Origin of the sequence: Erythrobacter aureus (genome assembly GCF_003355455.1) — a bacterium.
GTDB classification, from domain to species: domain Bacteria; phylum Pseudomonadota; class Alphaproteobacteria; order Sphingomonadales; family Sphingomonadaceae; genus Qipengyuania; species Qipengyuania aurea.
Window position 1 is genome coordinate 230,561 of sequence record NZ_CP031357.1, and the last position, 23,290, is coordinate 253,850.

General features: G+C 62.1%; 25 protein-coding genes and 1 tRNA gene. 12 read left to right on the forward strand and 14 right to left on the reverse strand.

Annotated elements, in window-relative coordinates:
• The 10 genes from DVR09_RS01105 to DVR09_RS01150 are packed head-to-tail and all read left to right on the forward strand — an operon-like array spanning position 1 to position 9,833.
• Positions 1-828: an amidohydrolase family protein gene (locus tag DVR09_RS01105; RefSeq protein WP_115415300.1), complete on the forward strand. Its 828-nt coding sequence runs from the start codon at positions 1-3 to the stop codon at positions 826-828.
• Complete coding sequence (locus DVR09_RS01110) at positions 815-1,156, forward strand: UxaA family hydrolase (protein WP_115417709.1); 342 nt, start codon at positions 815-817, stop codon at positions 1,154-1,156. Before DVR09_RS01105 ends, DVR09_RS01110 begins: the two co-directional genes overlap by 14 nt.
• Positions 1,153-2,382 carry a UxaA family hydrolase gene (locus DVR09_RS01115; RefSeq protein ID WP_115415301.1) on the forward strand — a complete coding sequence of 410 codons (1,230 nt, stop codon included), beginning with the start codon at positions 1,153-1,155 and terminating at the stop codon, positions 2,380-2,382. The genes DVR09_RS01110 and DVR09_RS01115 overlap by 4 nt, the downstream gene beginning before the upstream one ends.
• A complete protein-coding gene (locus DVR09_RS01120) occupies positions 2,379-3,116 on the forward strand; it encodes an SDR family oxidoreductase (RefSeq protein WP_115415302.1) in 738 nt (245 codons plus the stop codon). The genes DVR09_RS01115 and DVR09_RS01120 overlap by 4 nt, the downstream gene beginning before the upstream one ends.
• Positions 3,117-3,149: 33 nt before the next feature.
• Entirely contained in the window at positions 3,150-4,469 is a 1,320-nt protein-coding gene (gene fucP / locus DVR09_RS01125; RefSeq protein WP_115415303.1) for an L-fucose:H+ symporter permease, read from the forward strand.
• Positions 4,470-4,504: 35 nt separating this feature from the next.
• A complete protein-coding gene (locus DVR09_RS01130; RefSeq protein WP_234041498.1) occupies positions 4,505-4,804 on the forward strand; it encodes an L-rhamnose mutarotase in 300 nt (99 codons plus the stop codon).
• Positions 4,805-4,810: 6 nt separating this feature from the next.
• Positions 4,811-5,656, forward strand: coding sequence for a fumarylacetoacetate hydrolase family protein (locus tag DVR09_RS01135; RefSeq protein ID WP_115415304.1), 846 nt, complete (start codon positions 4,811-4,813; stop codon positions 5,654-5,656).
• Between the two features lie 4 nt (positions 5,657-5,660).
• Positions 5,661-6,827 (forward strand): alpha-hydroxy acid oxidase, encoded by a 1,167-nt coding sequence (locus DVR09_RS01140; RefSeq protein ID WP_115415305.1) that lies wholly within the window; start codon positions 5,661-5,663, stop codon positions 6,825-6,827.
• Positions 6,828-6,838: 11 nt separating this feature from the next.
• Complete coding sequence (locus tag DVR09_RS01145; RefSeq protein WP_115415306.1) at positions 6,839-8,176, forward strand: alkaline phosphatase PhoX; 1,338 nt, start codon at positions 6,839-6,841, stop codon at positions 8,174-8,176.
• Positions 8,177-8,216: 40 nt separating this feature from the next.
• A complete protein-coding gene (locus tag DVR09_RS01150) occupies positions 8,217-9,833 on the forward strand; it encodes an ATP-binding protein (RefSeq protein WP_115415307.1) in 1,617 nt (538 codons plus the stop codon).
• A 64-nt stretch (positions 9,834-9,897) separates the two neighbouring features.
• Here DVR09_RS01150 and DVR09_RS01160 read toward each other — a convergent pair whose 3' ends face one another.
• From DVR09_RS01160 to DVR09_RS01195, 8 genes are all read right to left on the reverse strand, one after another.
• Complete coding sequence (locus DVR09_RS01160; RefSeq protein WP_115415308.1) at positions 9,898-11,889, reverse strand: conjugal transfer protein TraG; 1,992 nt, start codon at positions 11,887-11,889, stop codon at positions 9,898-9,900.
• A 97-nt stretch (positions 11,890-11,986) separates the two neighbouring features.
• The gene (locus DVR09_RS01165) at positions 11,987-12,589 is read right to left on the reverse strand and encodes an RES family NAD+ phosphorylase (protein ID WP_115417711.1); all 603 of its coding nucleotides are present in this window, start codon (positions 12,587-12,589) and stop codon (positions 11,987-11,989) included.
• A gap of 85 nt (positions 12,590-12,674) precedes the next feature.
• Complete coding sequence (locus tag DVR09_RS01170; protein ID WP_115415309.1) at positions 12,675-13,106, reverse strand: antitoxin Xre-like helix-turn-helix domain-containing protein; 432 nt, start codon at positions 13,104-13,106, stop codon at positions 12,675-12,677.
• 72 nt (positions 13,107-13,178) lie between these two features.
• Positions 13,179-14,918, reverse strand: coding sequence for a relaxase/mobilization nuclease domain-containing protein (locus DVR09_RS01175; protein ID WP_115415310.1), 1,740 nt, complete (start codon positions 14,916-14,918; stop codon positions 13,179-13,181).
• 240 nt (positions 14,919-15,158) lie between these two features.
• Positions 15,159-15,839, reverse strand: a complete 681-nt coding sequence (locus DVR09_RS01180) for a lytic transglycosylase domain-containing protein (RefSeq protein ID WP_115415311.1) — start codon at positions 15,837-15,839, stop codon at positions 15,159-15,161.
• A 3-nt stretch (positions 15,840-15,842) separates the two neighbouring features.
• Complete coding sequence (locus tag DVR09_RS01185; RefSeq protein ID WP_115415312.1) at positions 15,843-16,175, reverse strand: DUF736 domain-containing protein; 333 nt, start codon at positions 16,173-16,175, stop codon at positions 15,843-15,845.
• A complete protein-coding gene (locus DVR09_RS01190) occupies positions 16,172-16,567 on the reverse strand; it encodes a S26 family signal peptidase (RefSeq protein WP_234041499.1) in 396 nt (131 codons plus the stop codon). The genes DVR09_RS01185 and DVR09_RS01190 overlap by 4 nt, the downstream gene beginning before the upstream one ends.
• 324 nt (positions 16,568-16,891) lie before the next feature.
• Positions 16,892-16,966 (reverse strand) — tRNA-Gly (locus DVR09_RS01195).
• Between the two features lie 196 nt (positions 16,967-17,162).
• On the opposite strand from DVR09_RS01195, the gene DVR09_RS01200 reads away from it, so the two are divergent.
• Both DVR09_RS01200 and DVR09_RS01205 read left to right on the forward strand, forming a co-directional pair.
• On the forward strand, positions 17,163-18,089 hold the full coding sequence (locus tag DVR09_RS01200; protein ID WP_115415314.1) for a tetratricopeptide repeat protein: 927 nt from the start codon (positions 17,163-17,165) through the stop codon (positions 18,087-18,089).
• A gap of 8 nt (positions 18,090-18,097) precedes the next feature.
• On the forward strand, positions 18,098-18,709 hold the full coding sequence (locus DVR09_RS01205; RefSeq protein ID WP_115415315.1) for an LON peptidase substrate-binding domain-containing protein: 612 nt from the start codon (positions 18,098-18,100) through the stop codon (positions 18,707-18,709).
• Here DVR09_RS01205 and DVR09_RS01210 read toward each other — a convergent pair.
• From DVR09_RS01210 to argB, 6 genes are all read right to left on the reverse strand, one after another.
• A complete protein-coding gene (locus tag DVR09_RS01210) occupies positions 18,696-19,733 on the reverse strand; it encodes a serine hydrolase domain-containing protein (RefSeq protein ID WP_234041500.1) in 1,038 nt (345 codons plus the stop codon). The two genes, DVR09_RS01205 and DVR09_RS01210, sit on opposite strands and share 14 nt — an antisense overlap.
• A 64-nt stretch (positions 19,734-19,797) precedes the next feature.
• Entirely contained in the window at positions 19,798-20,421 is a 624-nt protein-coding gene (locus DVR09_RS01215) for a MarC family protein (protein ID WP_115415317.1), read from the reverse strand.
• A 1-nt stretch (position 20,422) separates the two neighbouring features.
• The gene (locus DVR09_RS01220; RefSeq protein ID WP_115415318.1) at positions 20,423-21,124 is read right to left on the reverse strand and encodes a hypothetical protein; all 702 of its coding nucleotides are present in this window, start codon (positions 21,122-21,124) and stop codon (positions 20,423-20,425) included.
• On the reverse strand, positions 21,121-22,017 hold the full coding sequence (folD, locus tag DVR09_RS01225; RefSeq protein WP_115415319.1) for a bifunctional methylenetetrahydrofolate dehydrogenase/methenyltetrahydrofolate cyclohydrolase FolD: 897 nt from the start codon (positions 22,015-22,017) through the stop codon (positions 21,121-21,123). The genes DVR09_RS01220 and folD overlap by 4 nt, the downstream gene beginning before the upstream one ends.
• Positions 22,017-22,340, reverse strand: a complete 324-nt coding sequence (locus tag DVR09_RS01230) for a YggT family protein (RefSeq protein WP_234041501.1) — start codon at positions 22,338-22,340, stop codon at positions 22,017-22,019. The genes folD and DVR09_RS01230 overlap by 1 nt, the downstream gene beginning before the upstream one ends.
• A 48-nt stretch (positions 22,341-22,388) precedes the next feature.
• Positions 22,389-23,285, reverse strand: coding sequence for an acetylglutamate kinase (argB, locus tag DVR09_RS01235; RefSeq protein WP_115415320.1), 897 nt, complete (start codon positions 23,283-23,285; stop codon positions 22,389-22,391).
• Positions 23,286-23,290 lie beyond the last annotated feature (5 nt).

The window sequence follows — 23,290 nt, forward strand, 5'->3', positions numbered from 1 at the left end:
ATGCCGCTCGATACCCACCAGCATTTCTGGGCGCTTGCCAATCCCTTCACCGACTGGCCGACACAGGATCTGACCGCGATCCACCGGGATTTCGGCCCGGACGATCTGCGACCGCTGCTCGATCGCAGCGGCATAGATGAAACGATACTGGTGCAGGCCGCGCCGAGCATCGCGGAAACCGAATACTGCCTCGCCATCGCGACCGATTGCGACTTCGTCAAAGGCGTCGTCGGCTGGGTTGACTTCGAAGCGGAAGACGCGGTGGCGCAGATCGACCGGCTGGCCCGATCGCCCCTGCTCAAGGGATTGCGCCCGATGGTTCAGGCCATCGAGGAACCGGGCTGGCTGCTACGCGATGAATTCGAAGCGGTCTTCGTGGCGATGATCCGACACGGCCTCCGTTTCGACGCACTCGTTCTGGCGCATCAGATACCCGCGCTTGCCGTGCTTGCCTCGCGCTACCCCGACCTGAGCATCGTGCTCGATCATGGCGGCAAACCGCCTATCGCAGGCGGAGAATCCAAAGAGTGGGAAGCCACTATTTCCGCCCTCGCCAGAAACGCGAACGTGCATTGCAAGCTGTCCGGACTGTGGACCGAGGCAGGCACGGATATCTCGATCGATGCCATCCGCCCCTGGGTCCGGCACTTGCTCGACCGCTTCGGGCCGACGCGCCTCATGTGGGGCAGCGACTGGCCGGTGCTCGAACTTGCCGGAAGCTATGGCGGCTGGCTCGCGCAATGCGAGACGTTGTTGGAACATCTCGACGACTTGGAACGCGCCGCGATCTTCGGCGGCAATGGAAGGCAATTTTATGGCATTGATTGAACCCGCAGCCCGACCGGGCGAGGTCGGGCAATTCGTGCTGCTGCACGCGGATGACAATATTCTAGTCTGCGCCCGCTCGGCAGTCGCAGGCACGGCAGTTGAGATCGACGGCGAAACATACACACTTTCGATGGATATCGAGCTCGGGCACAAGATTGCCCGACGCGCTCTGACAGCCGGTGACAAGGTGCTGCGCTACGGCATCGCCATCGGCTCCATGACCGCACCGGCCGCACCTGGCGAACATGTGCATAGCCACAATCTGAAGAGCGATTACATTCCCGCCCATGGCCGCGACGCCGTGCGCATTCGGGAGATTCGCTCGTGAACGCATCGCCCCAATTCCAGGGCTATCTGCGCGCCGATGGCCGGTTGGGCATTCGCAACAATGTCCTGGTCATCTATCTGGTCGAATGCGCGCATCACGTTGCGCGCGCCATCGTCACCGGGGCTGGCGACGGTTCCGTCCAGCTGGCCGGGTTCCCCGGCTGCTACCCCAACGGCTATGCCTTTCGGATGATGAAACAGCTTGCCACCCATCCCAATGTGGGCGGTGCGCTGATCGTCTCTCTGGGTTGCGAGGGCTTCGACCGCAGCGGACTTGCCGAAGCCATCGCCGCCAGCGGACGCCCCGTCGATACCCTGGTCATCCAGGAGACCGGCGGGACACGCTCGACGATCGCCGCCGGATTGGAGGCGGTCGCTCGGATCCGGGCAGAGGCCGATACGACCCTGTGCGCACCGATGACCATCGCCGATCTGGTCGTCGGCACGATCTGCGGCGGCTCCGATGGGACCAGCGGGATCACCGCGAACCCTGCGGTCGGACGCTGTTTCGACCGGCTGATTTCCGAACGGGCAACCTGCATCTTCGAAGAAACGGGAGAACTGATCGGCTGCGAGCAGGTAATGGCCGAACGGGCAATTACGCCCGAACTGGGTACCGAGATCGAAGCGGCGGTCGCCAAGGCGGAGCGCTATTATTCCACGCTCGGTTACGGCAGCTTCGCCCCCGGCAACGCCGATGGCGGCCTGACCACGCAGGAAGAGAAATCGCTTGGGGCCTATTCCAAATCCGGCGCGTCATCCATTTCGGGGCTGATCAAACCCGGCGATATCCCGCCCGCACCGGGCCTCTATCTGATGGACGTGGTGCCCGATGGCGAAGTGCGCTTCGGTTTCCCGAATATTTCCGACAATGCCGAGATCGTCGAACTGATCGCATCGGGCTGCCACCTGATCCTGTTCACCACAGGGCGCGGCTCGGTTGTCGGATCGGCCATCTCACCGGTCATCAAGATCTGCGCCAATCCCGACACCTATGCGCGGCTCAGCGAGGATATGGACGTCAATGCGGGCGCGATCCTGACCGGTCAGGCGACACTCGACGAAGTCGGCGAGGAAATCTTCCAGCGGGTTCTGGCCGTCGCGGCCGGCGAGCAGAGCCTGTCCGAAGAGCTTGGCCATCAGGAATTCATTCTCACTTACAAAAGTTTCGAGGCGAGCGGGCCTGCATGCCTGCCACAATTCGCACGAGCAGGAGCATCGTCATGACCAGGGTTTTCGATCTCACCGGCAAACGCGCGCTTGTGACCGCCGCAGGTCAGGGCATCGGCCGCGCCAGCGCTGAGGCTTTCCGCGATGCCGGTGCCGAAGTGGTGGCAACCGATATCGATGCCGGTCTGCTGACGGGCCTTGCGGGTTGCACCACCCGGCGGCTCGACGTCACCGATAGCGATGCGGTGGCGGCACTGGCACAGGACGACGCGTTCGACATCGTCTTCAATTGCGCGGGCTATGTCCACAGCGGCACCATTCTCGATTGCGATGAGAAGGACTGGGATTTCTCCTTCGATCTCAATGTAACCGCGATGTACCGCATCGTCCGCACGCTCTTGCCAGGTATGATCGCCAAGGGGGGCGGATCGATCATCAACATGTCGTCGGTCGCCAGCTCGATCCTCGGCGTTCCCGGTCGCTTTGTTTACGGCGCCAGCAAGGCGGCCGTGATCGGCCTGACGAAATCGGTGGCCGCCGACTTCGTGGGACAGGGCATTCGCTGCAATGCGATCTGCCCCGGCACGGTGCATTCGCCATCGCTCGAACAGCGGCTGAAGGACACGGGCGATTTCGACAAGGCGATGGCCGAATTTACCGCGCGCCAACCCATGGGCCGGATCGGCGACCCCCAGGAAATAGCTGCACTGGCGCTCTACCTCGCCAGCGACGCGTCGGGTTTCACCACCGGCCAGACTCATATCGTCGATGGCGGATGGTCGAATAGCTGAACGGATCGGCGAACAATAAGGGAGGGATTATATATGGCACTGGCACCGCAGAATGTCGGTCATACCACGAGCAAGGCGGGCGAGGCAGGGCTGGTCGCCCGGCCCTATCTGCTGGCCTTCGCATTAGTCACCAGCCTGTTTTTCATGTGGGCCATCGCCAACAATTTCAACGACATCCTCATCAAGCAGTTTCAAAAGGCGCTGGACCTTACCCGCATGCAATCGGGGTTGGTCCAGACGGCATTCTATTTCGGCTATTTCACGATCGCCCTGCCCGCGGGCTGGGTGATGACCAAAGTGGGGTACAAGAACGGCATCCTCATCGGCCTGGCGCTCTATGCTACAGGCGCCGCGCTGTTCTATCCGGCGGCGGAAGTGCGCCAGTTCGGCTTCTTCCTGCTGGCGCTCTATGTCATCGCGGCGGGCCTCGCATTTCTCGAAACCGCAGCCAACCCGTTCATCACTGCGATGGGGCCGAAGGAGACTGCGGCGCAACGCCTCAACCTCGCGCAGAGCTTCAATGGCCTCGGCGGTTTCGTCGCTCCGTTCCTGGGGGGAGCGCTGATCTTTTCGGGCGTCGAACACAGCCAGCAGGAACTCACGGCGATGAGCCCGGCGGCGCTCGATGCCTATCTCGCCAGCGAAGCGCAGGCCGTGCAATTGCCGTATCTTGGGCTGGCGGCAGTCGTTCTCGCTCTGGCAGCGCTGATCTTCTTTGCGCGTTTTCCCACTATTCCCGAAGACGGCCAGGCAGCACAGCAAACCGATGGCCCCGACCGTTCGATCTGGTCCTTCCGCCACCTGCGCTGGGCCGTCGTGGCCCAGTTCTTCTACGTCGGCGCACAGGTGGGCATCTGGAGCTACTTCATCAACTTCGCGCAGGATGCCGTCGGCGTCGGCGAAAAGACGGCGGCCAACTATCTCGGTTTCAGCCTGATGGGCTTCATGATCGGACGCTTCGCCGGCACGGCTCTGATGCGTTTCGTGTCGCCGGAGCGGCTGCTAGTGATCTATGGGTTGATTGCAGCCGCGCTATGCGCCGTGGCCATAGCGACCACCGGATGGACCTCGGTCATCGCTCTGGGGCTGACCAGCTTCTTCATGTCGATCATGTTCCCCACCATCTTTGCGCTGGGGATCGAGGATCTGGGCGATAAGACCAAGCTTGGCTCCTCTCTCATCATCATGGCGATCATCGGCGGCGCGCTGTTTCCGCCGCTCATCGGATGGACCGCCGATCAGGCGGGAAGCATCCATACGGGCATGGCTGTCACACTGGTAAGCTTCCTCATCATTGTGGCTTTCGGAATGGCGATGGGACGCCGACGGGCCGACGGGGTGGCACGCGGATGAGGCAGGTCTATCTGCTTGACCTCCGCGATAAGGACATGGCTGCGGAATATGAGGACTGGCACCGTCCCGGCCGGGTGCCGGACGGCGTGCTGGACGACATCCGCGACGCGGGCATTGAGGCCATGCAGATTTTTCGCTGCGGCGAACGCCTCGTCATGGTCAGCGAAACATGTGACGACCGCACCGCCTCCAACCGCATCGGATCGCAAGCGTCACGCGACTGGGAGGCACGGATGGACCGCTTCCAGAAGCCTCTGCCGCTGGCGACCGGTGGCGAAAAGTGGGCCGAAGCCGCGAAAATCTTCGACCTCCAAGATCATCGAACCTCAGGATAGGATCCCATGAAACTTGTACGATATGGAACCCATGGCAGCGAACGGCCCGCGCTGATCGACGCCGATGGCAATCTACGCGATCTGTCTGCGCATGTCGCGGATATCGACGGGGCGGCTCTGTCGCCGGAATCGCTCGCCGCCCTCGCCGCGATCGACACCGCAAGCCTGCCGCTGGTGGAAGGCGAACAGCGATACGGGGCCTGTGTCGGCCAGGTCGGCAAATTCGTCTGCATCGGCCTCAACTACAGCGATCACGCTGCGGAAACGGGTACCACCGTTCCGCCCGAACCGGTCGTCTTCATGAAAGCGACCAGCGCGATCAGCGGCCCGAACGACGCGATCATCAAACCGCGTGGCAGCACGAAGCTCGACTGGGAAGTCGAACTGGCCGTGGTGATCGGCAGCCATGTCGCCTATGCCGACGAGGCCGAAGCGGCCAGCGCCATTGCCGGATATTGCGTGTGCAACGACGTATCCGAGCGCGCTTTCCAGATAGAACGCCACGGACAATGGACCAAGGGCAAGGGCTGCGACAGCTTCGGGCCGATCGGTCCATGGCTGGTGACAGCGGACGAGGTCGCCCGCCCGAACGATCTTGCCATGTGGCTGGAGGTGAATGGCAAGCGCTATCAGGACGGCAATACCAGGACGATGGTGTACAAACCCGCCTTCATCGTCAGCTATCTTTCGCAATTCATGAGCCTGCAACCGGGCGACGTGATCTCGACCGGCACGCCACCGGGCGTCGGCATGGGGCAACGCCCCGAAGTCTATCTCGACGTCGGCGACCGTGTGGAACTGGGCATCCAGGGCCTTGGCACGCAAAGCCAGGTCGTGGTGGCTGCGGACTGAGACAATGGGCCCGAAGCATTGCCACAATATCGCCGATCTGAGGCGGGCGGCGCAGCGCCGCCTGCCTGCGCCGATGTTCCATTATATCGATGGCGGGTCGGACGATGAGTGGACGATTGCGCGCAACACCAGCGCCTTCGACGATTACCAGCTGCTGCCCGAAGTGCTGCGCGATGTCAGCACGATCGATCTGTCGACCGACATTTTCGGGCAGCGATGCGATTTGCCGTTCTTTCTCGCGCCCACCGGCATGTCGCGCCTGTTCCATCACGGCAAGGAACTGGCCGTGGCGCGGGCCGCAGAGAGGTTTGGCACCTTCTATTCGCTCTCTACGCTCGGCACCACATCGCTCGAAGAGATCGCGCAGACCATCTCGACGCCAAAAATGTTCCAAGTCTACATTCTCAAGGATCGTGGCCTGACACTTGAATTCGTCGAACGCTGCAAGGCGGCGGGATATGAAGCCCTGTGCCTCACGGTCGACATGGCGATGGCCGGCAATCGCGAACGCGACCTGCGCACCGGCATGGTGATGCCGCCCAAGTTCGGCCTCAAGAGCCTGTGGAGCTTCGCCACCCATCCCTATTGGGCCATGAACATGGCGCTGCATCCCGATTTCAAGCTCGCCAACGTGGTGCACCGTGTGGATGCGCTGGGTGGCGGCGCGATGGGCCTTATCGACTACGTCAACAGCCAGTTCGACCGGACAGTAACCTGGAAAGATGTCGAATGGCTGCGCGCCCAGTGGGACGGGCCATTGGTTATCAAGGGCGTCATGTCGCCCGGCGATGCACAGAAGGCTGCCAGCATTGGGGCCGATGCGCTGATGATCTCCAATCACGGTGGCCGACAACTCGACGGTTGCCCTGCACCGGTCGACATGGTGCGTCCTTTCCGCAATGCCGTCGGAGATAGCGTTCAACTCGTCGTCGATGGGGGGATCCGGCGCGGCAAGGATGTGGTGAAGGCGCTCGCGCTCGGCGCCGACGCATGTTCATTCGGCAAAGCCTATCTCTACGGGCTTGCGTCGGGTGGACAGCAGGGCGTGGAACGCGCGCTCGACCTTCTGAAAACCGAGGTCAGTCGCACCATGACCTTGCTGGGATGTGCGTCGATAACAGACATTTCCGAACATCACATCATCGATCTGCAGACAAAAGGTTTTGAGTAGGGATCATTATCATGTTGAACTCCACCACCGACCGCCGCCAATTCCTTTCCTCTACCGGTGCCGCCTTTGCTGCGCTTGTTGCGAGCGGTTGTGTTGCGCGTGGGGGAGGCGGTGTGGTCGTCGAGACATCTCCCTTCGGTTACGGTCCGCTGGTTCCGGACCCTTCCGGTATGCTCGACCTGCCCCAAGGCTTTTCATATCGACTGCTTTCAAGCCTTGGCGATCCGATGAGCGATGGCGGTATGGTCCCCAACAAAGCTGACGGAATGGGCTGCATTGATCTGGGCAATGGCGAGATCGTGCTGATCCGCAATCATGAACTCGTTCCCACAGATGATGCCGGCGGTCCGATCGCGCATGGGTTCGGCACCCGCAACGGCGAGATCGTTCCGGGCGGAACGACCAATATCGTGCTGGATGCGAAGACACTGGAATTGAGACGCCAGTTCCGTTCGCTTGGCGGGACAATTCGCAATTGTGCCGGCGGGGTGACCCCATGGGGCAGTTGGTTGACCTGCGAAGAAGCGCCTGTTGGCCCCAAACAAACCCAATATGGAGAGGGGTTAGCGGTCAACCATGGTTGGACATTTGAAGTGCCCGGAAATGCGGCCCGCCTTGTCGATGCTGTGCCGTTGCGGGCGATGGGTCGCTTCAATCACGAGGCGGCCTGCGTCGATCCCGTGACCGGGTATGTCTATCAAACCGAAGATCGCGACGACAGCGTGCTCTATCGCTTCATTCCCAACGTCCCAGCCAAGCTGTCGGAGGGTGGCCGGCTGCAAGCGATGATAATCGAGGGGCTGACCGATACGCGGAATTGGGATGGTGCGGCAATGTCTCTCCGTCAGTCGTATCCGGTAAGCTGGATCGATCTGGATGATGTCGAAGCGCCCGAAGATGATTTGCGTTTCCGCGCCGTCGCAAGAGGTGCGGCGCTGGTCGCGCGGGGCGAGGGAATCCATATGGGCGCGGACGATCTATTTGTCTGCTCGACCAGCGGCGGCGCGAAGAAACTGGGTCAGATATTCCGCCTAGTTCCGGGCCGCGGCAAGCGGCCGGACCGCGTTGAGTTGTTCTTCGAAAGCGAAAGTGCGGAACAGTTTAACTTTGGCGACAATCTTTGCGTTGCACCCAACGGGCACCTGATCGTCTGCGAAGACCAATACACCGAGGTGGTCGACAATCACCTGCGCGGGATCACGCCTACAGGCCAGCCCTATGACTTTGCACGGCTCACCATGCAAACCGAACTCGCCGGTGCGTGCTTCTCTCCTGATGGAAAATGGCTTTTCGTCAACGCCTATGCACCCACGCGAACTGTTGCAATTACGGGGCCTTGGGCGACTTGACTCGTGCTAATCGGTCGAGTGCTTTGAACGGATTATTTCTTTGAGATCATTTCAGAAAATCCTTGTCGCCAATCGTTCGGAGATTGCAATCCGAGTCTTTCGAGCTGCCACCGAATTGGGAATCCGGACGGTGGCGATCTATGCAGAGCAGGACAAGCTGTCGCTGCATCGTTTTAAGGCGGATGAGGCCTATCGGCTCGATCCAGACAAGGGCCCGATTGAAGCCTATTTGGCTATCGAGGATATCGTTCGTACTGCTCGGGATGCGGGCGTCGATGCCGTCCATCCCGGCTATGGCCTACTGTCCGAAAACCCCGAATTTGCCGAGGCCTGCGCCCAAAACGGCATCACCTTCATCGGCCCCGGGCCTGAAACCATGCGCGCTCTGGGCGACAAGGTATCGGCCCGCCAGATCGCAATTGCCGCAGGCGTGCCGGTTATTCCCGCGAGCGAGTCTTTGCCTCGTGACCTTACTGAGTGTGAAGAGATCGCCAGGGAGATCGGTTATCCGCTGATGCTCAAGGCCAGTTGGGGCGGCGGCGGACGCGGGATGCGCCCAATCCATGAGCCCGAGCAATTGCGCGCAGCGATCGAAGAAGGGCGACGAGAGGCGAAGTCCGCGTTTGGACGCGACGAAGTCTACTTGGAAAAGCTGATTGGCGATGCGCGCCATGTCGAGGTTCAGATCCTCGGCGATGCCGATGGCAATCTGGTGCATCTATTCGAGCGCGATTGCACCATCCAGCGCCGCAACCAGAAGGTCATCGAGCGCGCCCCGGCGCCCTATCTCGGTGACAGGCAGCGCGCCGCAATCTGCGAAGGGGCGCTCAAGATCGGGCGGCACACGAGCTACCGCAATGCAGGCACGGTCGAGTTCCTGCTCGACCGGCAAAGCGGTGAGTACTATTTCATTGAGGTCAATCCGCGCATCCAGGTGGAACACACCATCACCGAGGAGGTGACCGGTCTTGATATCGTCAAGGCACAAATCCGCATCGCGGAGGGAGGACGGATCGGATCCCTCCACGAGACCGGCATTCCCGAACAGGCGAACATCACCCTGTCGGGACATGCTATCCAGTGCCGAGTTACCAGCGAAGATCCCCAGAACAGTTTCATCCCGGACTATGGCCGGATCACTGCCTATCGCGGGGCCTTCGGTAACGGCATCCGGATCGACGGCGGCACCGCCTATTCGGGCGCGGTCGTCACACGCTTTTATGACCCGCTGCTGGAAAAGATTATCGCGTGGGCTCCGTCGCCAAACGAAGCGCAGGCACGGATGCTGCGTGCGCTGCGCGAATATCGCATTCGCGGCGTTGCCACCAATCTGCCCTTCCTTGAAAACCTCTTGAGCCATGCAGCCTTTGGCGAAGCGGATTACAACACCCGCTTTATCGACAGTCATCCCGAGTTGCTGTCAGCCAAGAAGCGGCGCGACCGCGCCACGCGGCTGTTGACCTACATTGCCGATGTCACCGTGAATGGACATCCGGATGTCGAGGGGCGCCCCAAGCCACCGGCAACCGCGCTTGAACCTGTCCCCCCAAGACTGGCGGGCGAGGCACCCGCTGGCACGCGGCAAGTGCTCGCCGAACGCGGGGCGCAAGGCTTCGCCGACTGGCTTCGTGAGCAGAAACAGGTTCTCTTCGCATAGTCAGCAAGCTGTCGTGAAAGGTCAGGCTGCAACCGGAAGGTGTGTCTGACCCGATTGGCTTTACTCACAGCTCGATCCCATCATTCGGATCGAGAGAGGCGCGCCGGGCATTGGCACGCATCCGATCAGCCAATCGCTGATTGTTGCCGGCTAGGCTGTCATCTGGCCGATCATCGAACTCAAACTCGTTGCGTGCAGGCGCAGGTGCCACCGCAATATCCTCGTGCTCAGGCAATTCTGGCTCACGCCGAATACCACCTTCGGCTTCAGTGTCGGCACTCTGGCAATCGGACCCGGCTGCGGATTCTCCACCGCGCGGAGGCGGCTTAGCAATCCTGCCATCCCAGTCGTCAGCACCAGCCTTTTCTCCTGATGTCAGCGGAACCGGAGGCGCTGCGATCCTCTTCTGCAGCCGTGGATCAGTGTAGTAGCGAGCCTTCTTTGCCCGGATCGGGTGGGCACCGGCGAGCATCACGATTTCATCGGTATCGGGCAATTGCATGATCTCGCCCTGTGTCAGCAAGGCCCGGGCGGTTTCGGAGCGCGAGACCATCAGGTGTCCAAGCCAGGGCGACAGTCGATGTCCGGCATAGTTCTTCATCGCTCGCATCTCGGTGGCGGTACCTAGCGATTCCGAAACGCGTTTGGCGGTCCGCTCGTCATTGGTCGCAAAGCAAACGCGCACATGGCAGTTGTCGAGGATCGCGTTGTTCTGGCCGTAGGCCTTCTCGATCTGGTTGAGCGATTGCGCGATCAGAAAAGACTTAATCCCGTAACCGGCCATGAAGGCGAGCGCGCTTTCGAAGAAGTCGAGGCGGCCGAGCGCGGGAAATTCGTCGAGCATAAGGAGCAGGCGCTGCCGCTCGGCACCTTCAGCAAGATCCTCGGTCAGGCGCCGCCCCAGCTGGTTAAGGATCAGGCGAATGAGCGGCTTGGTCCGGCTGATGTCGGATGGCGGTACGACAAGGTAGAGCGTGACCGGGCGAGCTGGATCGACCAGATCGGCGATCCGCCAGTCGCATTGCCTTGTCACCTTCGCGATTACCGGATCGCGATAAAGCCCAAGAAACGACATCGCCGTCGACAGCACGCCTGACCGTTCATTCTCAGATTTATTGAGTAGTTCGCGAGCTGCGCTGGCGACGACCGGATGAACTCCGTCGTCGTCTAGATGCGGTGTCATCATCATGGCTGCAAACGTCGCTTCGATCGAGCGCCTGGGGTCGGACAGGAATGCAGCCACCCCGGCCAACGTCTTGTCCTGTTCTGCATAGAGGACATGCAGGATCGCACCGACCAGCAGCGCGTGGCTGGTCTTCTCCCAGTGGTTGCGCCGCTCAAGCGAGCCCTCGGGATCGACCAGCACGTCGGCGATGTTTTGGACGTCCCGGACCTCATTGATGCCGCGTCTTACTTCCATGAGTGGGTTGTATGCTGCCGATGCTTCGTTGGTCGGATCGAACAGCAGGACGCGGCTAAAGGTCGAGCGGAAGCCAGCGGTCAGATCCCAGTTCTCACCCTTGATGTCATGCACGATCGCCGAATGTGGCCAAGTCAGCAGGGTCGGGATGACCAGGCCCACACCCTTCCCGCTACGGGTCGGTGCGAAGCATAGCACATGTTCTGGACCATCATGACGCAGATAGACATTGGCGTGTTGGCCGATCAACACGCCTTTGCCTGCAAGCAATCCCGCTTTCGCAATTTCAGACCGGGTAGCCCAGCGCGCCGACCCATAGGTCGCGCTGTTCTGAATTTCCCGCGCCCGCCAGACAGACATGGCTATCGCCACCACGACCGAGGCAAGGCCGCCTGAGGCTGCAATTATCCCTCCGATCTCGAAGATGCGCGGGGCATAGGCTTCGTAGCTGAACCACCACCAGAAGATGGCGTAGGGTGGATAGACGGGATGGTCGAAGGCAGTGAACCACGCCGTGCCCAATCGAGGTTGGAAGCCCAGAGCTGCCGCGGTCCATTGGGTTCCAGCCCAGATACCTGCCAGCGTCAGAGCGAAGACTGCAAGGATCTGGCCCCACAGGATTTTGGTTGCCGACATAGTGCCTCCTTCCGGGAGGCAGCAGGACTGGCTTGAAGCGCCATATCAAGCTTTGCGGGCGGCCAGCGCATTCTGGCGTAGCCAAAGAAAGGTGCGGTTAGATCGCTTCCCAGGAAAACTCGGGCTCGCCCGACCAGGTCAACCGATACATCGCGCCCTGCACAACCGACTGCACGACATTGGGCCAGAGCGCAGCAATGCAAGTTCCACCAGGATGACGAACCGAAGGATAGATGATCCCGTTATGTCCTACGCCTCGTGCCTGGGCCGCCAGAGCGTTGCCTGCCGGATAACCCTTGTCGGTGTCAGGATTGAGGCTGGGATGATCGGGTCGGTCGCGCAGATCGATGAAGACACCCGACATGCTGGCGATCATCTCGCCATATTCGACGACGGCGTTGAAATCGCCCGCATCGGCCAGCGCCTTGGTCAGGTGATGGCCCACCTCTGCGATACAGGTTTCGACAGCCAGCGCTGCATACCAGGCACCGCGGTTCGCCGGGTTGAAGCGGTTGGGCTCATGCGGCTTGGCATAGGCGAAGCTGGCGTTGATGAAGTGCGCATGCGGAACACCGTGTACCAATTCGTCGGCTGTCAGCCCGCCAAGCCCTCGCTCTTCCGCGATCAGCCGACCGCTGGTGGCTCCTTCGATTTCGGCAAGGAGAGCCAGTTCGTCTTCATCGTCTGCGAGCGGCGTCATCACGGCGTCACGCAGGCGCGCGCTTGAGACGAGCCTGATGGTCCGGTCAAACGCTTCACGAACCAGCGGCCGGTCTGGCTGAGCGTCAGAGCCCGCCACGAAGCGCGTCGATATATTGCCGGGTTTCGAGCATGCGCGGAATGCCGCCAGCAATCATGGCCTGCACCGGAGACAGCCGGTCAAAGACGGGGGCCCTGTTCGCAAGCTTTGGCCAGCGATCAGCCATGTCGTCGGCAAACAGCAGGTGCAGTCCCTTGAACAGGCCAATGAGCGCCGAAGCGCGGGTCAGCTGGTCCTGGCTGAGCGTACCTTCCCACGTCCCGGCCTTCATCCGGTCCCAGGTGCTTTCCGAGACGCCGAGCAGCGCAGCGCCTTCGGCATTGCTGCCACCCCAGGCATCGACGAGTCGCAATACGGCTTTCACCGCCGCGCCCGTCAGGCGGCGGCGATCATCATCACCTGCAAAGGTCTGCAGTCCCCGCGGGGCTTCAACATGCTCGAAAGCTGCACTTGCCATATCGCATCTCCTGATGCGTTTATAAGCATCATGTGGTGCTTTTGTCAAGATGTGAGTCATTGACCTCTCTCCTCATATTGCTGGACCGCGCGGCCGGGCAAAACTCCAGTCTACGCCTCCGCGCTGGTTGATCCTGCCGGTGACAGCCTGTCCCAGATGACGCTCAAGGTCCTGTCGCCAGGGCACGAGCTGGAACCCCATGCCATTGTCGATCATGGTGAACCGGCCCGAGGTGAGCGTAACCCGCTCGCGATAGACACCGGCAACGTGATCACCTGGACTTGCTGGCTGCACCACACCGCCATAACGCGATGCCAGAGCCTCGCCGGCGTCGGCCAGTTCGCGGTCCCGCAATGCGTCGAGCAAGTTGCGGGCGAACACGATGCGTAGACCCTGCCGCCTGGCGAGGCCCTCTTCGATCAGAACCTCCGTGCGCCGCTCCAGCGCATCTGCAACTTCTGAACCGAACCTCCCAGATAAAACCTCTGGTCGCGGCGACACCAGTTGGCGATCAAGCCAGGTTGCGCCCCGCGCATGAATCTGGGCTTCGATGGAAAGATCGGATCGAACCAGCAGGCTCACCTGGTGACGTCCGCCGCGATCGATCCAACTGCCAGTCTCAATGATCGCGCCCGATGCGGCGTCGCCGGTCCGCTCGATATCGGGAAATCGCAAATGATGCGTGCGGCCATCCGTGCCATCGATGATTGCGTAGGCCTCACCGGTCAGTTCATCGTGCAACCCGCGTTCGACCAGCCTGCCAATGACCCGTTCATCACCGGCGCGGCCATGCAAGGCAAAGCGTTCAGGATCGATAGTCTTGCCATGTCCGGTCATTGCCCGGTGCATAGTCTTGATGATGTCACCGCGATCACCCAGAGCGCGAAGCGTAGGTTCAAGGTCGGACGTAAGCGTCCAATTCGCAGACCCGACGCGCTCTGCCAGCCCCATGCGTTCGAGGACTTGTGCCCGGCCGATCAGGAGGCAGCGATCCCTACGCTGCCCAGATGCCTCTGGCCGCAAATCAACAACACCGAAATCTTGGTGCTGGCGCTGCAGTCGGCGGTCAAGCGAGGTCCAGCGTTCGGCATCTACCTCGCGGCGCAAGGCATTCTGGATGTCGCGCTCGCTACGCGGACCCAGTTCGACCGTCACGCGCCGCTCGGCACGGGCACGCAGGCCTTCGCTGATATAGGACCGGTCGATAACGAGGTCCTTGCCATCGCTGGCCACGCCTCGGACCAGCACATGGATATGCGGATTGTCGGTGTTCCAGTGATCGACCGCGACCCAATCGAGCCTTGTGTCGAGGTCGCTCGCCATGTCCTCCATCATCTCGCGGGTAAAGGCGCGCAGGTCCGCCATCTCATTCGCATCTTCGGGTGAGACAATGAAACGGAAATGGTGCCGGTCGTCCTCGCACCGTCCGGCGAAGGCTTCGCCATCGGCCTGGTCGGAACCTGCATCGAACATTTGTCCGTCCGATCCATCACGGGTGACACCGTCGCGTTCGAGATAGGAGATGTGGCGGGCCAGAGGGGCCGATTGGAACCGCGCGCCTCTATGGCGAACGACGCGCGCCTTGATGATGACGCGCCGCTGGAATGGGCTTCGACGCTGCTGAAGCGCAGCTCGCTTGCCGCGTCCGAGATGACCGGTGCCGCGCCCGAATGTGCGGCGACCAAGCGGCGTGTATCCTGCCCGTCGCGAGACCTGGAGCACTCTGCCGACCAGCGTGTTTGCCTTGCGATAGGAGTGTGCGCCGCTGTCACGCGAGCGGCCCGGCCTGACGTCGAAATCATCCTCAGCCATGGGAGTTGGCACCGCGCGACGGCGCATTTGCCGTTGAAAACACTCGCCAATTCAGATGAAGCGACGGCAGGGTATGTGGCAAGACGGCGCATTTTTCTGAGCAAAACCAACCACCTGCAGCAAGGCCGACGGCGCTGCTTTTATCTCGCCATCCCTCCTTCCCCTCTCTGACCATTCCGCCAATCCTTCGCCCCGCTTCGACAACAGACGAAGCAGGGCGCGAGAGCAGGATCGCAGGCCTCATGGTTGATCGCCTGTGGAAACGGGCGCGAAGAGATCGTGTCCCGGCTGCTCGGGACGTGCAAATGGGTTGGCAGGAGGGTCATCCTCCACGCGTTCAGTCGTCCGAGCCGCAGGTCCGGGCTTCTGTCGACGAGTTGGTTGCAGGGTGTTCGACGGTCGCACCGCCGCTGCGACGAAGATGCGTTCGCGCTGCAAGAGCGGTGCAATTTTGGCGACGTAGCGACGGGTTTCGAGCGGGAGCGAGCGACGCCCGGCAAGCCAATCTTCATAGCGACGGGGACCAGCATTGTAGGCGGCAAGGAAACCTTGCGCGCCGTAACGATCACACATCTCGCGCAGGTAGGACGTGCCCGCCATGATGTTATCGCGCGGGTCGAAAGGATCGGTTCCTAGAGAGAACCGGGCGCGCTGGCGCGCCCAGGTTCCGGGCATGAGCTGCATCAGCCCCATGGCTCCCGCCGATGACACCGCGCGGGTCTGGCCCGCGCTTTCGACGCGGATCACCGCATAGATCCAGAGTTCGGGCAGGCCGAAGCGTAGCGATGCTTCGCGGACATGCGCGGCAATATCGATGCGCGAAGTCTGGCGAACTGGCGCACTGGCCTGTGCATGAACGAGCGTTGGAGACGAGAGAGCCAGCGAAACGAGACCTGTCAGAAGCAGTCTTTGGACCAGCACGGCTCAGTCCTTCGCGTGGCGGCGCGAAGGCCGTGACCACATCAGAACATGTGTGCGCGGGTCAGACTGGAAGAGGTTGGCGCGCAACGGCTGCACCAGCGCAGGGTCGTCGATCAGCACGGCGACATAGGCGCCGGCCTTGTCGCCGACGCGTTTCCAGCCTGCACCGACTTCGAAGGCGGTATCGCCATCACCTGCCAGTATCCGAAAGTCGGGTGCGTTCTCTACTTCGCCGGGCTCGACAGGGATGATGGTCAGTTCCCTGTCGATGGTCAGGGTTTGCAAACGCCCTTCATAGCCACCGGGCGTGGCGGTGAATGTACCGATGCAGGTCATGGTATGGACTCCTGATTGTTGGCGGGGATGGGATTCATGTGCGGGCGGGCGAACCAGACATGCACGCCGTCGCCCGCTTCATCGGTCCAGACCGGACTTGCACGCCCGATCACATGGCTGCGGGAAACGGGTCCGAAATACCGGCCATCGAAGCTGTCCGGCGCGCGTCGGTTCATCACGAAGATATGTTCCGCACCGATAGTATGGCAGCCTTGCCAGTCGGGCAGCGGACGTGCCCGGCTGTCGAATGCGCGCGCCAATCCGGCGGGTTCACCATTGATCGTAACGACCAGACCGTTGCGACAAACGGTGTCACCGCGCAGGGCAGCGACTTCCTTGAGCAACGGCACCCCCGAGGGAAGATAGCCGCGCTCGGCGAAATAGGTGCGCACCTCCGGCGGCGGATCGATCCTCTTGACCTTGCAAGCCGCAATCAGAGTGCGCGCGGGGCCCGAAACAGAATCGCCGCGCCCTCAGGAGCAGGCTACCCAGCCTGCGGGACAGAGCGCGTCATCAGCCCCGCTCCGAATCACGGGGCGTTGCGGGGATGTCCCCGCAGAAGGGGTAGCCGGAGACAGCAAAGCGGCTCCGGCTCAGGGGAAGGCCTTCCCCTCCTGAGATCGCAAATCGGTGGTCACCCGGTGGTCACCCGCATCAAAAACGCAAGTGAGTTCCGGCTTAGAACTCGTGCAATAGATTGTTTTTCTTTGAAAAACTGGAGCGGGCGAGGCGATTCGAACGCCCGACCCCAACCTTGGCAAGGTTGTGCTCTACCCCTGAGCTACGCCCGCTCACTGGCGCTACCGAAACCGCTTGGCCCCGGTGGGGAGGCGGCCAACTAGCAGCGGCTCTCGAGTCTCGCAAGTCGAAAATTGCAGATTTTTCGATGCCCTTGCAGCGGCGCCCGCCCTCCTTCACATTCGCGCGACAATGCCCACATGATGCGGGCACGATTTTTCGGACGAAAGGTGGATTTACGTGGCGAGCATGGGCCTGAGCATGGATGAACAGAAAGCGGTCGAGCGCTTCAAGACCGACGTCGTCGAGCCGTCGATGACGAAGCTCGTCATCCTCGATTTCTACGCCGACTGGTGCGGGCCGTGCAAAGCCATCGCGCCGATGCTGGAGAAGGTCGCTGCCGAATATGCCGATAAGGGTGTGGTGCTGAAGAAGATCGATGTCGACGAGGAAAAGTTCATCGCGGCGCAGTTTCAGGTTCAATCGATCCCGACCATTTACGCGCTTTTCCAGGGGCAGCCGGTTGCCGATCTGACCAATGCGCGCAGCGAATCCCAGATGAAGCAGACGCTCGATCAAATTCTCGGGCAATTGCCGATCAAACCCGGCGCCGATCAGTCCGCGGAAAACGCTCAGGGGCAGCAGGATGTCGGCCAGTTCGTCGATATGGCCGAAAAGGTTCTGGCCGATGGCGATGCCGAACGCGCAGCGGGTGTGTTCATGCAGGTCGTTCAGATGGCGCCCGACAACGCCGCGGCCCATGCCGGTCTGGTTCGGGCACTCGTCCAGGCAGAGCGGATCGACGAGGCGAAATCGGCGCTCGCGGCGGCGGAAGGCATTCCTTCTGTCGCGGACGATCCACAGCTAGACCAGGCACGCAATGCGCTGGAACTGGCCGGCAACAAGGTGGATGACGGCGAACTCGCGGCCCTGCGCGAAAAGGCCGAGGCCGACCCGGAGAACCTTCAGGCTCGCTACGATTATGGGGAGGCCGCCTTCGCCGCCGGCGATCGCGATGCCGCCGCCGACGAGCTTCTCGCCCTGGTCGAGAAAGACCGCGAGTGGAACGAGGGCGCCGCACGCACCCGCCTGATCGATATCTTCGGCGCGGTCGGGCTCGAAGATCCGTGGGTGGTCGCCACCCGGCGGCGCTTGTCCAAAATCCTGTTCGGTTAGGGAGCGTCTTGAGTACCCGGATCCCCATCTTCCCTCTGCCCGGCGCAATCCTGTTTCCTGGCCTGCAACTGCCGTTGCACATTTTCGAGCCGCGCTATCGCGACCTGGTCGGCAGCGCGCTGGCGAAAGACCGGCTGATCGGGATTATCCAGCCGCAGACCTCGAAGGACCGTGCCCCGCTCTACGCAATGGGCTGCCTGGGGCGGATCGGCGATGTCGAGGCGCTGGAAGATGGGCGGTACAATATCGTCCTGAACGGCGAAGCCCGTTTCCGTGTGCTGCGCGAACTCGATGTCACCACGACCTTCCGACAGGTCGAGGCGGAACTGATCGAGGATCGCGAAGGACAAACGCTGTCGAGCGTCGAACGCGCGGGTTTCGAATTCGAGGCGCGGCGCTTTGCCGATATGCAAGGCTATTCGGTCGACTGGGATTCGGTCTCGCGGCTCGATGACGAAACGCTTATCAACGGCGTTTCGCAGATAGCGCCCTTCGATGCAGCTTCGAAGCAGGCGCTCCTCGAAGCGAGCAATTTGCGCGAGCGATGCGAGTTGATGATCCAGCTCATGCAGTTCTTCGCCCTGCGTGACGACGGGGACGAAATCGTCACTCTGCAATAGGCGCGGGCTCGTCGAGGTTCGTCAGCATGGCCGCAAGAGCGGTGAAGGCGTGGCGATCGGCATCCTTATGGTTGTAGTTTCGCGCCTGAACCACGAGCACGGCATCATAGGCCGGGACCAGGGCGACGATGTTCCCGCCATTGCCCTTCATCATCCAGGCGCTTTCATATCCGCGCGGCGACCGGATCGGCACGGCCCACCAGAGGTTGCCGTAATACACATGCTCGCCCAGCCTGTGGCGCGGGACAAGCATGCTCTCGATCCAGCTTTCGGGCAGGATTTCCTCGCCTTGCCAGCGCCCGCCGTCGAGTACCATGCGGCCGATTTTCAGCAGCGCCTTCGCATCGATCGCCAATTGCCCACCCGACTGGATCTCGCCGCTGCGCGAGCGCCGCCAGACGACCCCGTCGATACCCAGCGGATCGAATAGCCGGCGCTGCACATAGGCGTCGAAGCGCTCGCCGGTCGCCTTCTCCACCACTTGGCCCAAAAGAAAGACCCCTGCGGTACAGTAGGAAAAAGGCCCTTCGCCACGCCCGTCCCGGACATATTCGCGGGCAGGAAGAGCCAGGGCGAATTCGTGCCATTCGCGTTTGCGGTACATCCGTTCTTCCTGCCCCGGCGAATTGCGTTCCCAATCATTGCAATCGATAGCGGAGGACATGCCCAGCAGATCGCCGACGGTGATGGAATCCCACGGTTCTCCGCGCGGGGAACCGAGATAAGACCACACCGGGACGTTCGTGTCCGCAAGCGCGCCGTCGGCAATGGCCGCACCCACCGCCAGCGCGGTGATGGATTTGCCGGCGGACCGGATATCGACAGGACTGTCGGCCGTCTCGCCATCGAAGCGTTCCAGATAAACACGCTCGCCCCGCTGTTCTGCGGCCAGAACGGCGATCCGGCCGAGTTGCCCTTCGCCAATCGCCGCCGCCAGTTCGGGGATCGTGTATTGCGGCAACGGTTGCGCGAAAGCCGGGTTGCCCAGACCCATGAGAGCCGAGACGCAGCAGAGCAGGGCCATACGCATCCTGGAAACGTATAGCGGTCTGGTGAACGCCCCCCGAACGCCCACGGATGCCGCAGCCTCAGATGCTGAAACTGTTGCGCAGACCATCGATGACATATTGTGCGGCCAGGGCGGCCAGAAGCACGCCGAGAACACGGGTTATCGCCGCCTCCACCTTGTCGCCGAACAGGCGCATGATCGGGCCTGCCGCCATCAGGGCGAGCATCGTGATGACAAGCACGGCCACCAAGGCGCCCAGCACGACAAGGGTCTGATCCAGACCCTGTGCCTCGTTCATCAGCAGCATGATGGCCGCAATGGCGCCGGGGCCGGCAAGCATCGGGATGGCCATGGGGAAGACCGACACATCTTCCACCTCGGGCGTGGCCGCGACCTTTTCGGCGCGTTCCTCGCGGCGCTGGGTACGCTTCTCGAAAACCATTTCGAAGGCGATCCAGAACAACATCAGGCCGCCCGCGATGCGGAAGCTGTCGAGCTCGATATGCAGCGCCCCGAGCAAGTCCTCGCCGAACAGCGCAAATACCAGCAGAATGACCAACGCTATACCGCTCGCCCGGATTGCCATGTTGCGGCGCTGCGCCGAGGTCGCTCCCTTGGTCAGCCCGGCATAGATCGGGGCGCAGCCCGGCGGATCGATCACCACGAACAGTGTGATGAAGGCCGAGAAAAAGAGCGCGGTCATGTCACTCGCCCCCCGGAGCAGCGACGCTGCCCGACATCGCATCGATCATTTTGCCGTCCCGGTTGAGCATCAGCTTCCAGTGACGGGACAGATCGGGTGAAACGACGAACGTCAGGAACAGGCTGCTATCGCCACTGACCTGATCGAAATACGTGCCGCCCGCGGCGGGGCGCGATCGTTCGGCCTGGGCGCGCAATTCGGCGGCGACATCGCGCTGCGGGCAATCGGCGACATCGGTGCGCACGAATTCCGGTTCCTCGAGCGGGCTTTCGAGCACATCGCCCTGGTCGAGGATCCAGCGATATTCGCCATCGCGCTGGCGCTGCCAGACAGTGGTGAAATAGCCCACCGAACCATCGGCCCGCTGCCACGCCCCGCGTGTGACCGCCAGCGTACCATCGCAGCTCGACCAGACATGGTGCGGCTGCCATGCCACCGCCTGCGCCGGGTTTGCGCGATTTTTCAGCCAGTCACGGGCGTCGACGGGCTCGGGCACGAACATGACGGACCCTGCGGCGGCATATTCGCGAAAGGCGGTCCACTGCCCGTCTTCCTGCGCCAACCGCGCGAAGGCGAGTTCGGTGGCGACAACGCGCGACGGACTGGCGGTGGGGGTGAGAACACGCGCATAGCGATCGCGCGCGCTTGGTCCCGCCGCGCAGGCCGCGACGGCCAGCGCGAGCAATGCGACCGCGAATCTCACAGCGCGCCTTCCGCTAGCTCGAGCCCTTCGTTGCGATAGGCGGCGACGATCGCATTGCGTAGCAGCACGGCAATGGTCGTCGCACCGACACCGCCCGGAACGGGCGTGATCGCACGGACGTGGCCGAGTGCCTCGTCATAGGCGACATCGCCGACGATCCTTCCCTTCTCCTCGCCCGGTTCGGGGGCGAGGCGATTGATCCCGCCATCGAGCACGATCGCTCCGGGCTTGAGCCAGTCGCCCTTGATGAGAAGCGGCACGCCGACCGCCGCGACGACGATGTCCGCGCGGCGCAGCACATCGGGCAGATCGCGCGTGCGGCTATGCGCCATCGTCACGGTGCAATTCTCGGCCAGCAGCAACTGCGCCATCGGCTTTCCGAACAGGATCGAACGCCCGACCACGACCGCGTCGAGACCGCTGAGATCGCCGAGCATGTCCTTGAGAATCATCGTGCAGCCGAGCGGCGTACAGGAAACCAGAGCATCCATTCCCAGCACGAGCCGTCCGGCATTGGCCGGCGTTATGCCGTCGACATCCTTGTCCGGATCGATCTCGGCGATCACCGCCTTCTCGTCGAGATGTCCGGGTAGCGGCAACTGGACCAGGATGCCATCGACAGCGCGATCGGCATTGAGCTTGCGCACCAGCGCGACGAGTTCGTCCTGCGGCGTGTCGGCGGGAAGACGGTATTCGAAGCTTTCCATACCCGCAGCCACGGTCGCCTTGCCCTTGCTGCGCACATAGACCTGGCTGGCAGGGTCTTCGCCCACCAGCACCACGGCAAGCCCGGCCTTGCGCCCCGCCTTTTCGGCGAATGTCGCGGCGAATTCGCCCACGCGTTCGCGCAGCTTGGCGGCGAATGCCTTCCCGTCGATTACCTGCGCCGTCATCAGCCGTAGATCACATTGCCGAGAACGATGAGGATGATGTTGAGCAGGATGATCAGCACCAGAGGCGAAAAGTCGATCGAACCGGTATTGGGCATCACCCGCCGGATCGGGCCAAGCACCGGTTCGAGCAGGCGGTTGATCGACATGTAGAAGGCGCCCAGGAACTCGTTGCGCGAATTCACCACGTTGAAGGCAAACAGCAGCCCGATGATGAACTGAATGATAATCAGCATCACCAGCACGTTGGTGAGCATGGCGATGATCTGGTAAATGGTACTGAGCGCCTGCATTTCGTCGAGCGTTCCCTTGGGTTTGGCCGTCATACGCGTCCTACAAGAGCGACACGGGCCGCGCCACCCCTGTCGGGCCGGTTACCGACCCTTTGCGACCAGCGTACCGGCACCGCGCGCGGTGAAGAATTCGAGCAGCATGGCGTGCGCCACGCGCCCATCGAGCACGACCGCCGCCTCGCAGCCCGATTCCACGGCCTGCACGCAGGTTTCCAGCTTGGGGATCATCCCGCCCGAAATCGTCCCGTCCGCGCGCAAGCGCCGGATGTCGGCGGGGGTCAGGTCGGTGAGGAGATTGCCCTGCTTGTCGAGCACGCCCGATACGTCGGTCAGCAAGAGTAGTCTGGCAGCGCCCAGCGCCGCGGCCAGTGCCCCGGCCATGGTGTCGGCATTGATGTTGTAAGTGTGGCCGTCCTCGCCCACGCCGATCGGCGCGACCACCGGGATCATCCCCGCCCCGGTCACGGTTTCGATGATCGTGGTATCGACCTTCGATGGCTCGCCGACGAAGCCGAGATCGAGCGCTTTTTCGATATTGCTGCCCGGGTCCTTCTGCGTGCGCTGCAGCTTGGTCGCCGTGACCAGTCCGCCATCCTTGCCCGAAATGCCGATCGCCTTGCCACCCGCATGCGCGATCGAGCCGACGATTGCCTTGTTGATCGCGCCGGAGAGGACCATCTCGGCGATTTCGGCAGTCTGTTTGTCGGTCACTCGAAGACCGTCGATGAATTGGGTCTCGACGCCGAGCTTTTCGAGCATTGCCCCGATCTGCGGGCCGCCCCCATGTACCACGACCGGATTGATGCCGACCGCCTTCAGCAACACCACATCCTCGGCGAATTCGCGCGCGGCGCGATCGTCGCCCATGGCGTTGCCGCCATATTTGACGACGAAGCTTCTGCCCGCATAGCGCTGGAAATAGGGCAGCGCCTCGATCAGGGTTTCGGCCTTCGCGTGGATGTCGGGTCTCTGGGTCATGGCGG

Coding starts and splice junctions, on each gene's coding strand:
- DVR09_RS01105 (WP_115415300.1), top strand. CDS start 1: ATGCCGCTCGATACCCACCAGCATTTCTGGGCGCTTGCCAATCCCTTC.
- DVR09_RS01110 (WP_115417709.1), top strand. CDS start 815: ATGGCATTGATTGAACCCGCAGCCCGACCGGGCGAGGTCGGGCAATTC.
- DVR09_RS01120 (WP_115415302.1), top strand. CDS start 2,379: ATGACCAGGGTTTTCGATCTCACCGGCAAACGCGCGCTTGTGACCGCC.
- fucP (WP_115415303.1), top strand. CDS start 3,150: ATGGCACTGGCACCGCAGAATGTCGGTCATACCACGAGCAAGGCGGGC.
- DVR09_RS01130 (WP_234041498.1), top strand. CDS start 4,505: ATGGCTGCGGAATATGAGGACTGGCACCGTCCCGGCCGGGTGCCGGAC.
- DVR09_RS01135 (WP_115415304.1), top strand. CDS start 4,811: ATGAAACTTGTACGATATGGAACCCATGGCAGCGAACGGCCCGCGCTG.
- DVR09_RS01140 (WP_115415305.1), top strand. CDS start 5,661: ATGGGCCCGAAGCATTGCCACAATATCGCCGATCTGAGGCGGGCGGCG.
- DVR09_RS01145 (WP_115415306.1), top strand. CDS start 6,839: ATGTTGAACTCCACCACCGACCGCCGCCAATTCCTTTCCTCTACCGGT.
- DVR09_RS01160 (WP_115415308.1), bottom strand. CDS start 11,889: ATGTCGGCAACCAAAATCCTGTGGGGCCAGATCCTTGCAGTCTTCGCT.
- DVR09_RS01165 (WP_115417711.1), bottom strand. CDS start 12,589: ATGACGCCGCTCGCAGACGATGAAGACGAACTGGCTCTCCTTGCCGAA.
- DVR09_RS01170 (WP_115415309.1), bottom strand. CDS start 13,106: ATGGCAAGTGCAGCTTTCGAGCATGTTGAAGCCCCGCGGGGACTGCAG.
- DVR09_RS01175 (WP_115415310.1), bottom strand. CDS start 14,918: ATGGCTGAGGATGATTTCGACGTCAGGCCGGGCCGCTCGCGTGACAGC.
- DVR09_RS01185 (WP_115415312.1), bottom strand. CDS start 16,175: ATGACCTGCATCGGTACATTCACCGCCACGCCCGGTGGCTATGAAGGG.
- DVR09_RS01200 (WP_115415314.1), top strand. CDS start 17,163: ATGGGCCTGAGCATGGATGAACAGAAAGCGGTCGAGCGCTTCAAGACC.
- DVR09_RS01210 (WP_234041500.1), bottom strand. CDS start 19,733: ATGGCCCTGCTCTGCTGCGTCTCGGCTCTCATGGGTCTGGGCAACCCG.
- DVR09_RS01215 (WP_115415317.1), bottom strand. CDS start 20,421: ATGACCGCGCTCTTTTTCTCGGCCTTCATCACACTGTTCGTGGTGATC.
- folD (WP_115415319.1), bottom strand. CDS start 22,017: ATGACGGCGCAGGTAATCGACGGGAAGGCATTCGCCGCCAAGCTGCGC.
- DVR09_RS01230 (WP_234041501.1), bottom strand. CDS start 22,340: ATGACGGCCAAACCCAAGGGAACGCTCGACGAAATGCAGGCGCTCAGT.
- argB (WP_115415320.1), bottom strand. CDS start 23,285: ATGACCCAGAGACCCGACATCCACGCGAAGGCCGAAACCCTGATCGAG.